Below are 11830 nucleotides of genomic sequence, written 5' to 3'. Positions count from 1 at the left end.
AGGCGGCCATGCGCATTGCCCCGCGCACCATGTTGTGCGGGATCGCCTCGCGAGTCCATATGAGCGTGGCTGGTGCCCGTTTTGAGGAACTGCGCGAGTTGTGCACCGCCGCCGGGGACAAGGCGTCGCTGGCGATCGGGATGGCGGGGCTGGTGATGGACCACGTGTATCAGGGCCGGATGCGCGAGGCGTCGCGGCTGGCATCGGAAGCCATGGCCCTCATCGAATCGGTCGACGATCCGACCTTGACGGTGGGGCTGTCCTTCGCCGCCATCTGGGCCAAGGTCGAGAGCGGCGAGTGGTCTGAGGTTCTGCGGTGGTCACAGCCGGTCATCGACCTGGCCGACGGTGACCCGGCTAAAGGCAACTTCATTGCCGGGTCCCCGTTGGCGTTCGCCTTGGCGACGCGGGCTATTGCCCGTTGGTGCCTGGGTCGTCCCGGATGGCGCGACGACCTGCACCGCGCCGCCGCCATGGCCCGCAGCGCCGACCCCGTGACCTACGCCAGGGCCGCCACCGTCGTCTACGGCGCGGGGATACCTCTAGGCGTGCTGAGGCCCGACGATCGCGCTATGGGCGAGATCGAGGATGCCCTACAGGTTGCCGAACGATCCGGTGATGACCTCGCGTTGGAGTCCGCCTGGATGGCGCTGGGCGTTGCGCTGGTGAACCGCCACACCGCCGCGGAGCGTGACCGCGGATGCAAGCTCCTGGCCGAGGTCAGCGAGGTGTGGATGCGCCGGGAAGACCACCTGGGCGAGTTACCGATCGTCGATGTCTACTCGGCACGTGAGAGGGCTCGGCGCGGAGATCGCGATGACGCCATACCGCTCATGCGCACCGCCCTCGACGATCTGTTCCGCCAGGGACAGCTGCTAGCGTTGGGCATTCCGGCGACCGGTGTTCTGGTGGAAACACTGCTCGACCGCGGGGCCGACGATGACGTGGCCGAAGCCCAGGCCGCGATCGAGCGGTTAGCGGCCGCGCCAGCCGATGAGGGTCTGGTGATACGCGACATCTGGCTGCTGCGGCTGCGCGCGCTGCTGGCCCGGGCCCGCGGCGACGATGTTGCCTACCGGGACTTGGTGAGTCGCTATCGCGCGATGGCGGAATCGCTTGGCTTCGAAGGACACATCGCCTGGGCCGAGGCGATGGTCGCGGATGAGGAATAGTCGGCAATTCGACCATCCTCGCTGACGTGCCAGCCCGCGCCGCGACGGACCCGTTCGTGATGCGCTCGGCGTCGTCCGTGCACACGTGGTGGCCACCGTCGGTTCCTATTGCGCTGCAAGAGAAGGCGATCGATCGGCATCGCTTAGCGCGTAGGCCAATGACGCCGTCCCCTGCTGGTGAACGCTCTATCCTTGGGCAATTGGGGTAGTCGGGACCCCTGGATCGGTGGTGCTCGGATGACGGCGTGCGTGGCGTGCGGGTCATGCGGCACCGGGCTGCGGGAGAACGCCAAGTTCTGTGACGAGTGCGGTGCCCCAACTGCGGTTTCGGGTGACACCGCGAAGTACAAGCATGTGACGGTGCTGTTCGCCGACGTGGTGCGCTCGATGGACATCGCGGCCGCGGTGGATATGGAGCGGTTGCGCGAGATCATGACCGAGCTCGTGGAGCGGCGGCGGCGGTGGTGCAGCGCTACGGCGCCGGGAGCGTGGAGTACACCGGCGACGGGGTGATGGCGCTGTTCGGCGCCCCGGTTGCGTTGGAGGACCACGCTTTTCGGGCATGCCTTGCCGCGCTCGCCATCCAGCAGGAGACGAACCTGTTGGCGGCCGAGGTGGCCCGCCGCGATGGTGTGGCGCTGCGGTTGCGGGTAGGCCTGAATTCGGGCCGGGTGATCGCCGGGGAGATCGGTTCGGGGGCCTTGGGTTACGCCGCGATGGGTCGGCAGGTCGGGTTTGCCCAGCGGATGGAATCGGTGGCGCCGCCGGGCGGGGTGATGCTGTCGGAGTCAACGGCGCGGCTGGTCGAGCACACCGTGATGCTGGCAGAACCGGAGTGGGTGCGCATCAAGGGGGCCGACCAACCGGTGCGGGCGCGCCGACTGATAGGGATCGGCCCACGGGATGGGCTGGTCGGGCGCGCCGAGGCGAGCCTGGTCGGACGGCAATGGGAGATGGCGGCCCTCGACGCCATGGTGGACCGCACGATCGGTGGCCGCGGTGGTGTCGTGAATGTGGTGGGACCGCCGGGCATCGGCAAGAGCCGGACGGCCCGGGAGGCCGGGGCGGCCGCGGCCGGTCGCGGGGTCGAGGTGTTTTGGACCTTCTGCGAAACCGATCGCGGTCGCATCGTCCGCAAGGTGCGTGACACGTACCTTGCACAACGGGCCCCATCCCCACCGAGCTGTGGCACCGTTCACCGGGTCGATGAGCCAGCCTCCGCTGTCCTGCGACGCCGACCGGATCGCGTCAGAGAGCGTGCGGCCGGACGACACAGACGTGAAGGGCACACCCTGCCCTCACATCGGATTCGCATCCTGCCGTTGTCCACCGCCATTCGCCCCGCGAAGATCGGAAGATTCGTGAGGCGCGTGCGCAAATGCACGGGTGAGCGCCCTCGTATCGAGATGCCGCTCGAAGAATAAGACAATGTGGACCGCCAAATTCGCGACAATGGCGTCGCCGACATTGCAGCGGATTTCGAGCCGTTCTGCATTCAATGGTCTGATCAGCTGAGTCGACACAATGGGCTACCTTCTGCGGTTCACTACTACGCGGCCGCCGAGTTTCGGGATATGGGCGACTCCCCGGAAATACGACTTCTCATCGGCAGCGGTATCGGTCTGGATCCGGAAATTCTGCAGCACCGTCCGCAGCACGATATCCATCTCGGCGATCGCGAAATCAGCGCCGATGCATCGCCGTGCTCCGCCACCGAACGCCAGCCATGCTGGTGCCGCCGGCCTGGTTCCGCGGAAGCGATACGGATCGAATCGTTCGGGGTGAGGAAAGATTTCCGGATTCTCGTGAAGATTGGCTATGCGCACGAGCACCGTGCGCTCATCCGGAATCCGCCACTCGCCGAGGTCGAAGTTCGGCGAACTGACCCGGCGGCCAAACACATCGATGACGGTGCGTACTCGCAGCGACTCCAAAATTGTGGCTCGACGAAAGGCGCTGCCACCCTCATCGACCTCTCTTACCAGTTCAGCCAGCACGTCTGGGTGGCGCCGCAACCGCTCAAACGTCCAGGCCAGTGCTGATGCGGTGGTTTCGTGGCCCGCACAGACGAGGGTCAACAGTTCGTCGCAGATGTCCAGCCGCGGCACCCCGGTTTCGTCGTCATGCCTACTGCGCACTAAAAGTGCCAGGACGTCCACCCGATCGCCGAGACCCGGATCGGCCTCGGCCCTATCGATCAGCGTGCATACGATCCGGTCGAATGCCTTGCGCAACTCGTCCAGCTTGCCCCACTGGCTGTGGCGTCCGGTCCGGAATGGCGGCGCCGGCACAAATGCCAAGAGCTGTCCGAGTTTCATATAGGGCGGGACGATCTCGCGTAGTTCCTCGAGTTCGGTCCCATCAGCATCGAAGATGGTCCGCAAGATCACGTTCAATGTGATCCTGTTCATCGGTTCGAGAATCCGGAATTCTTTATTCTCGGGCCAATTCGCGCTTTCACGCAGTGTCTCGTCCTCGATGACCTTCTCGTAGTTCTTGAGGCTCTGACCGTGAAACGCCGGTGCGAGCAGTCGGCGCCGATCGCGGTGCCGACTGCCGTCAAGCCCGAATGTCGACCCGGGCCCGAACCAATTGCTGAGATTCGGCTGCATGTTGATCAGCTGTTCGGCGCTCGCGGTACACACCGACCTCACCAGAGCCGGGTCAGAAACGACGACGGATCGACCAAAGAATGGGACGTTGATTTCGAAGATGCGTCCGTGCCGCTTGATCCAATTCCGCATCGCCTTGCGGCCAAAAAAAGCGAATCCAACACCCTGCACGAGCTTGGGTAAGCGCACCGGCGGCGGGTTCAACCTGTTCGGCGTCGATGTTTCGCACGGATCGGCGAGTGCCGCAATTAATTCGGACACTTCATGCCTTCTTCCGTTGGCGTTGTGACCGATCAATCGTCAAATGCGTTCGGTGCGACGAGCGCAGTAGCACGCCACTGCAATCTCGCCCAGCCTCGGCGCAGTACTACTTAGTTAGTCGCCGTCTTGAGTTCGCGCTTGTCCCATGCCCAGACGGCACTGTCTAAGCGTCGTCCGCGGCTGAAATGATGGGCAACGCCTGTCCCGCGACCTCAACGTGGTGCGCTCGGCTGCCTCACCGGCACCCGTGGTAGCGATCGTCTGTTGCGTTCTGCACCGCAAGAAGTTTCGCTTCGGCCATGCGGTACAGGCCATCCAGGGCGGCCTGCTCGACGTTGACGTACCGGCAGATCACGTCGCCGGAGACGCCGACGTCGCGCAGCCTCAACGCCAGCGAATACGGCAACGGCAGCCGCCGTAGCGCCCGCTCGCGTTGGCTGAGTTCATCGGCCATCTGAGCAGCATGCATATGTTTTCGTGATGCTGACTCAGTATGGCGATACTGAAATCATCGCCGGCGCCGAGCGCGCGCCGTCAGAGGCGATGTCATTCTGTTCGCTCACCACGGCGGGGTATCAGGGCGGCGAGTTCGTCGCGGCTGCTGGTTCCGGTCTTTGACATGGCCCGGTAGATGTGGCTTTCGACGGTGCGTACGGACAGAGTCAGTCGCTCGGCGACTTCGCGGTTGGACAACCCCTCACCGATCAGCATCACGATCTCTCGTTCGCGATCGGTCAACGGCACGGGTTCGCTTGCCTGACGAAGCGCGGGAGTCCATGCGCCGCCACATTGTTCGGCCAGCGCATCTGCGCGTGTCGCGGATCCCAACGCCGATCCCCGTAGCCCCTGGCTGCGATACGCGAGGGCGGCTTGGGCGGCGGCATCGACGGCGGCAACGAGGTCGCCGATGCGCTCGAATTCTTCTGACACGGCGGTCAATTCACCGCCGTCGCCGTCGCTCAGGGCGGCCGAGAACCGCGCAGCGACACCAACACGTGGTCCTTCGACGATCGCTTCGAGGTCGCGCAATCTCACTGCGCCGGACTGGTCACCGAACTGGGCGGCGGTCTGCAGGCAGACCACTTCTTCCGCGAATTGACCCTTAGCTGAAGCCCTTCCGGCCGCCGACAACAAGACAGTGATCGCCTCACTGACCGCGCCCTGGCCCACGGCCACCCACGCCCGGGCCAGGGAACAAGTCCGGGATGCCGACCCACAAGATCTGTTGCTGCTTGATGATCTGCTCGGCATCGCCGACCCCGATGTGCCGCCGCCCCAGATCGACCCGGATGCGCGGCGGCGTCGGTTGACCGCACTGATCAACGCCGCGTCGCTGGCGCGCAGCGAACCGGCGCTTTCATCATCGAGGATGTCCAGTGGATCGATGCGGTCAGCGAGTCGATGCTGGCCGACTTCCTAACCGTCATTCCGCGCACCCAGTCGATGGTGCTGATCACCTCTCGCCCCGAGTACCAGGGAGCGTTGACGCGGGTGCACGGCGCGCAGACGATCGCGCTTGATCGCAGAAGGGGACAACAGTGATCGGCAGTCCACACCGATCATGGGTGGCCATGTCCGTCCGCTGAAGCACCGATCATCGCCACGACATTGCCCGCCGGCGCGGTGCCATCGTACATGTCCTGGTGTGCCTGTCCGATTTCGTCGAAACTGTACACACGGCCCAAACACGGTTTGAGCAAACCGCTTTCGACCAACTGGATCACTGCCCGGCATTGCCGCGGATTAGCGAAATGCGAGCCCTGCAGTCGCTTTTGCCGCATCCAAACGACCCGTAGGTCCACCTCAGTGAGATAGCCAGAAGTGGCGCCGCAGAGTACTACCATACCGCCGGGTGCGCACACGAATAACGACGTCGGCAGCGTATCGGCTCCCGGATGCTCAAAAACGATTGCCGGTGAGACCTGCTCACCCAAGATATCCCAAATTCGCCGACCGAAAGCCCGTATGCCCGCTGACCATGATTGATGCTGTTCGGTACCTGGCGGCGGAGGAGAACCCCAATGGTCGAACTCCGAGCGATTAATCACACCGACCGCGCCCAGTTGCTGACAGTACGCTACCCGATCAGGTCGCGAGACGACAGCGATCGGACGGCCACCGAGCTGGCGCACTAGCTGAATTGCCATACATCCCAGCCCTCCCGAACCACCCCAGATAAGCACCGGGTCGCCCGGCCTCACCGTATTCGGGTGCCAGCCAGTCAGCTGGCGATACGCGGTCGGAGCTGTGAGCATCACGCATGCGCCCTCCTTCCAACTCAGCTTTGGCGGCTTGGGATGGCACTGCACCTCAGCGACCAGTGTGAATTGTGCAAAAGCTCCCCAGTTGAGCTCATACCCCCAGATACGTTGCGACGGTGCGAGCATGGGATCGCTGCCCATGCGTATCGCCGAGTCGGTCTCATCCCAACGACAACCTGAGAGTAGGACGTGATCACCGACGGCGACATTTCGCACACCCTCGCCGATGGCCCAGACAATTCCCGAGGCTTCCGATCCTCCGATATGCATGTCTGAGGTATCGCCCTGCCGCGCGCGCATCCGGATGACATCGGCCGGCTTACCCAGAGCGGCCCACACATTGTTGTAATTGACTCCGGCCGCCATCACCGCCACCAAGACATAGCCGGGCTGCACTTGAGGCACGTCAACTATTTCCACAGCAAAGGCCCGCGCTGGGGGACCGTATCGGTCGGGACGGATCACCGATGCATACATTCGCCGCGGGACAACACCCAATGGCGGCAGATCGCCTACGTCATACAGGGTTGACGTACGTGCGCTCCGCCCAGGGCTCGAGTCGGCGGTCATGCTCAAAGTCATGGCACGATCCTTTCTCATCACGTAAATCAGAAGTGGTACTGATCAATCCGATTAGCGACACCTCGGGTGCACCCCGACTGTGCGCGCAGTCGGTCTTCAGTGGCCATTTCTCATCAGGCTTTCCTCCGTCGTGCCCGGTCGTGTCGGGTTCGAGGCGAGCCCGGCGCGTCGTCCAATGGGGTGTTCCTTTTCTGGCACAGCCCGATGCGTATCGACCACGTGCAACCTCATGGCTTCTCCTAGCCCTGTGCCCAGTAGGCCGCTACGCGGTGTACTTCCTCATCTGAACCCCTGACCTGTTGAGTGACACGCAGACTCAGGTCGTAGTGCGTGGCGACCCAGCCGATGCCGCGTTCGCAGTCGACGCGCAGCAGGGTGCCGTCCCTGGCCCATTCGTGGCCGGTCGCGTGTGCCGCGATCCTCGTCATCACGCAGCCGCGACCGGCGAATTTTGCGGTAGTCATCGTCGTTCCTCTATCTGTGTCCTCGCGCAACGATCGCCAACGGCGTCCGGGTGTTGCACTTCGCGATAGGAATCGTCACTCGACTGCGGTGCGACGAGCGCAGTAGCGTGCTACTGCAATCTCGTTCAGTTTCACCGCGGGATTACCGATTCGCGGGCTCGGGCTCCGGCTAATTTCCGCCCAGACGACAGGGGCCTGACCTCGTCCGCAATTGCACAACCGGACGGCGCCGATACTTCCGACCCCGTGACCCAACGTGGTGCGCTCGGCTGCCTCACTGGCACCCTCCGCCGGACCCTTCCAGCAGTGGAGCCCGGCAGGATCGCCGAACTAATCGACGCTGTCAGCCATGCTCAAAGCAAACAATTCGCGGTGCCGACCGTGACCCCAGCTCAGTCTTTATTTCGCACTCCCAGCACCAAGAAACTCCGCGTTCACCCAGGCCCACGACGCGGCGATTCTCACCCCTTCGCGGCGGCCGCGCGCCATGCGGGTCTTACTGACATCAAGAAGCGGGAGCTCAAGAGTGCATCCAAGTAGTACCGCGCCGGGCCGGGCGAGATTGCAGTGGTGCACTACTGAGCTCATCACACCGCACGGCAGCGACGATTCCCCTCGTGGAGCCTGACACCTGTTCCGGTCGCCGTCGTTTCGGCAGGACATCGCGGGAGGAGCTCGGCCGGCCAACCGGCCTTGAGCCACATAGACAAAGTGCGACGAGGTCACCAAGCATGCCCCACACCGACATGTCTATTCCTGCACTGCTGCGCGAGCGGGCCACCGTGCACGGCGATGCGACGGCCTACACCTTCATGGACGGCGCCGTGCTCGGGACGGGCCATCCCGAGACGCTGACCTGGGCGCGGGTATACCGGCGAGCGTTGGTGATTGCCGAAGAATTGCGGCGGTGCGGTTCCCCCGGCGACCGCGCGGCGATCCTGGCCCCCCAGGGACTCGACTACATCGTCGCCTTCTTCGGTGCCCTGCAGGCCGGCTTCATCTCGGTGCCGCTTTCGGTGCCGCAGTTGGGTGTACAGGACCATCGAGTGAAGTCGGCCCTTCAGGACAGCGCACCGGCCGTCCTGCTGACCACCACCTCGGCGGTGGCCGAGGTCAACAAGTACGCCAACGCGCCGGGCGGCCGTCCAGCGCCCGAGGTCATCGAGGTCGATATCCTCAACACCGACGCCACCCGCATCCTCGACACCACCGACTACTCGCGCCCCGGCCCGGCGTATCTGCAGTACACCTCGGGTTCGACCCGCACCCCGGCCGGTGTGGTCGTCTCGCACCACAACGTCACCCACAACGCGCAGCAAATACTCGACGAATACTTCAACAGCAGCAGCGGGATACCCAACGGCAAGGCCGTGTCGTGGCTGCCCTTCTACCACGACTTCGGGCTGATGCTCGGCGTCTTCGCGCCATTGCTGGCTGAGTGCAGCGCCGTGCTCACCAGCCCATTGGCGTTCTTGAGCAAGCCGGGGAGCTGGATGCAGCTGATGGCCAACCATCCCGGCGCATTCTCCGCGGGGCCGAACTTCGCGTTCGAGCTTGCGGTTCGCCGGGTCGCCGACGAGGACATGGCCGGCCTCGACCTGGCCGATGTGGTGGCCCTTATCAGCGGGGCCGAGCGCGTCCACTACGCCACCATCAAGCGTTTTACTGAGCGGTTCGCCCGGCTCGGTCTCAAGGAGGACGTGGTGCGTCCCGCCTATGGACTGGCCGAGGCGACCCTGCACGTAGCCACGCCGCGACTCGGCCAGGCGGTGAAGACCGCCCGCTTCGACCTCGAGAAGCTTTCGGCCGGCGTCGCCCAGCCCTGCGTGGACCGCCGGGAGGGCACTACCGAGCTAATCAGCTACGGTGCCCCGCTGATCTCCGTGATCCGCATCGTTGATCCCGACACCGGCGTTGAGCACGCGGAGGGCGGCGTCGGTGAGATCTGGGTGCACGGCGACAACGTCGCGCTCGGGTACTGGAACAAGCCCGAGCAGACGGCACGCACCTTCCGCGCGCGAATCAACGAGCCAAGCGGGGGCACGCCGGCCGGACCGTGGCTGCGCACCGGCGATCTCGGGGTCATGTCCGGCGGCGAACTGTTCGTCATCGGCCGGTTGAAGGACCTGTTGATCGTCGACGGGAGCAACCACTATCCCGACGACATCGAGGCCACAATCCAGGAGATCACCGGTGGCCGCGCGGCGGCGATTGCCGTCGAGGACGACACCACCGAGAACCTGGTGGTGATCATCGAGCTGAAGGCGCGCGGCAGCGCCGACGAGAACGCCCAGCGACTGAACTCGGTGAAACACGAAGTCGCGACGGCGGTATGGAAATCGCACAACCTGCGGGTCGGCGACCTGGTGCTGGTGTCGCCCGGATCGATTCCGGTGACCACTAGCGGCAAGACCCGCCGGTCGTCGTGTGTCGAGCTGTACCGCGAGGGCGAATTTGAGCGACTGGACATGGCGGTATGACCACGTCATGGGCTGACGAAGCCAACGAAGCCGACCTGCGTAACTGGTTGGTCGACTACCTCGTGACCACCATCGGCAGCAGGTTCGAGGAGATCGACCTGGATGCGCCGCTGAACCAACTCGGCCTCGGATCGCGGGACACGGTGGTGCTGGCGCGGGAGCTGTCCGAGATGTTGGGCCGCCCGGTCTCGCCCGTGGATTTCTGGGAGAACCCGACGATCAACACCCTCGCGCACGGTCTGCTCAGTGCTGGATGCGGACCCGACACCGAGCCGACTCCGGGCGGCGTGCCGGGCGTCGGCGAGCGCGGCTCGCTGGATGAGCCGATCGCGGTCATCGGCCTGGGCTGCCGGCTGCCGGGCGACATTCACGGCCCGGATGCCTTCTGGCAGTTCCTCGCCGAGGGCCGCTCGGCTGTCGGGAAGGTGCCCGACGAGCGGTGGCAGGGGTTCGACGACGGTTCTGCCGAGGTCGGCACCGCGCTGGCGCGCACCACCCGGTGGGGGGCGTTCCTCGACGACGTAGCTGCGTTCGACGCCGAGTACTTCGACATATCACCGAGCGAAGCCGACAAGATCGACCCCCAGCAACGGCTGCTGCTCGAGGTGGCGGTTGAGGCGCTAGATCACGCCGGCATCCCGGCCGAGTCGCTGCGCCGAACCCAGACCGGGGTCTTCGCCGGGGCGTGCGTCAGCGAGTACGGCTTCCTGGCGTCACGCGACCTGGGCCGGATCGACGCCTGGACCTGCACCGGTGGCGCGCTGAGCATCATCGCCAACCGCCTGTCCTACTTCCTCGACGTTCGCGGCCCGTCTGTCACGGTGGACACGGCATGCTCGTCGTCCCTGGTGGCGATCCATCTGGCCTGCAAGAGTCTGCGCACCAGGGAGAGCGACCTCGCGCTCGCCGCCGGGGTCAACCTTGTCCTGTCTCCGGCCGTCACCCGCGGCTTCGACGCGGCCGGGGCGATGTCGCAGAGCGGCGCCTGCCGCGCGTTCGATGCCGGCGCCGACGGGTTCGTGCGCGGCGAGGGCTGCGGAGTCGTCGTGCTCAAGCGGCTCTGCGAAGCACTACGCGATGGCAACCGGGTCCGGGCCGTGGTGCGCGGCTCGGCGATCAACCAAGACGGCCGGTCTAACGGGTTGATGGCGCCCAACCCGGCAGCCCAGGCCGCGGTGTTGCGCGCCGCCTGCGCCGACGCGGATGTGGAGCCACGCGAGGTCGACTACGTCGAGGCGCACGGCACTGGGACGCTGCTCGGCGATCCCATCGAGGCACGCGGCCTCGGTTCGGTGTACGGCCGGGGCCGCGCACCGGACAGCCCGCTGCTGATCGGCTCGGTCAAGACCAACGTCGGTCACCTCGAGGCCGCCGCCGGCGTAACCGGGTTCATCAAGGCGACACTGGCGGTTCAGCGCGGCCGAATCCCGGCCAACCTGCATTTCGACACTCCGAACCCGCACATCCCGTTCGAGGAGCTCGGGCTCAAAGTGGTCGACGAACCCACGAACTGGCCGTCGACCGGACGACCACGACGGGCCGCGGTGTCCTCCTTCGGATTCGGCGGCACGAACGCTCATCTGGTGCTCGAGCAGCCCCCGGCGCCGGCCTCCCAGCGATTGCATCTGTCCGATGCGCCGGTGAGCACGTTGGTGGTGTCGGGCAAGACGCCGCGGCGCGTGGCGAGGTGGGCGGGTGCTCTCGCCGAGTGGATGGACGGTGTCGGCGCCGTCGTGCCGCTCGCTGACATCGCGCACACGCTCAATCATCACCGCAGTCGGCAAGGCAGCTTCGCAACGGTCGCCGCACGCACCCGTGAGCAGGCGGTGGCCGGGTTGCGGGCGTTGGCGGCCGGCCAGTCGGCGCTCGGTGTGGTGGCTCCCCATGCAGGCTCCATCGGACCTGGCACGGTGTTCGTCTACTCGGGACGAGGATCGCAGTGGGCCGGAATGGGTCGCCAACTATTGGCCGACGAGCCGGCGTTCGCCGAAGCCATCG

The 11830-nt window shown here is 65.3% G+C and carries 6 protein-coding genes and 4 pseudogenes; 5 read left to right on the top strand and 5 right to left on the bottom strand.

The genetic code is table 11. From position 1 onward, the window contains the following. Both ACLQI9_RS14020 and ACLQI9_RS14015 read left to right on the top strand, forming a co-directional pair. A pseudogene (locus ACLQI9_RS14020) lies at positions 1–1172 on the top strand (cyclase); the annotation flags it as partial. A 237-nt stretch (positions 1173–1409) separates the two neighbouring features. Further along, positions 1410–2596: pseudogene (locus tag ACLQI9_RS14015) on the top strand (adenylate/guanylate cyclase domain-containing protein). Positions 2597–2701: 105 nt separating this feature from the next. Here the strand turns inward: ACLQI9_RS14015 and ACLQI9_RS14010 are convergent. The 3 genes and pseudogenes from ACLQI9_RS14010 to ACLQI9_RS14000 all read right to left on the bottom strand — a co-directional run. Further along, positions 2702–4045: a cytochrome P450 gene (locus tag ACLQI9_RS14010; protein WP_442379925.1), complete on the bottom strand. Its 1344-nt coding sequence runs from the start codon at positions 4043–4045 to the stop codon at positions 2702–2704. A 235-nt stretch (positions 4046–4280) separates the two neighbouring features. Next, on the bottom strand, positions 4281–4499 hold the full coding sequence (locus tag ACLQI9_RS14005; protein ID WP_442379927.1) for a hypothetical protein: 219 nt from the start codon (positions 4497–4499) through the stop codon (positions 4281–4283). 92 nt (positions 4500–4591) lie between these two features. Next, positions 4592–5239 (bottom strand): annotated as a pseudogene (locus ACLQI9_RS14000) (response regulator transcription factor); the annotation flags it as partial. On the opposite strand from ACLQI9_RS14000, the pseudogene ACLQI9_RS13995 reads away from it, so the two are divergent. Next, a pseudogene (locus tag ACLQI9_RS13995) lies at positions 5226–5563 on the top strand (cyclase); the annotation flags it as partial. The pseudogenes ACLQI9_RS14000 and ACLQI9_RS13995 overlap by 14 nt on opposite strands. A 41-nt stretch (positions 5564–5604) precedes the next feature. Here the strand turns inward: ACLQI9_RS13995 and ccrA are convergent. Both ccrA and ACLQI9_RS13985 read right to left on the bottom strand, forming a co-directional pair. Then, positions 5605–6876: a crotonyl-CoA carboxylase/reductase gene (gene ccrA / locus ACLQI9_RS13990; RefSeq protein WP_442391784.1), complete on the bottom strand. Its 1272-nt coding sequence runs from the start codon at positions 6874–6876 to the stop codon at positions 5605–5607. Between the two features lie 251 nt (positions 6877–7127). Further along, on the bottom strand, positions 7128–7352 hold the full coding sequence (locus ACLQI9_RS13985; protein WP_442379931.1) for a hypothetical protein: 225 nt from the start codon (positions 7350–7352) through the stop codon (positions 7128–7130). Positions 7353–8083: 731 nt separating this feature from the next. Between ACLQI9_RS13985 and ACLQI9_RS13980 the strand changes: the two genes are divergently transcribed. After that, a complete protein-coding gene (locus ACLQI9_RS13980) occupies positions 8084–9832 on the top strand; it encodes an AMP-binding protein (RefSeq protein WP_442379933.1) in 1749 nt (582 codons plus the stop codon). Further along, on the top strand, positions 9829–11830 hold a 2002-nt coding region (locus ACLQI9_RS13975), incomplete at its 3' end, for a beta-ketoacyl synthase N-terminal-like domain-containing protein (RefSeq protein WP_442379935.1). The genes ACLQI9_RS13980 and ACLQI9_RS13975, both read left to right, overlap by 4 nt.

The organism is Mycobacterium sp. (assembly GCF_052143115.1).
Taxonomy (GTDB): Bacteria; Actinomycetota; Actinomycetes; order Mycobacteriales; family Mycobacteriaceae; genus Mycobacterium.
The sequence above is the reverse complement of the archived record's forward strand: the minus strand, read 5'-3'. Positions and strand labels throughout refer to the sequence as shown.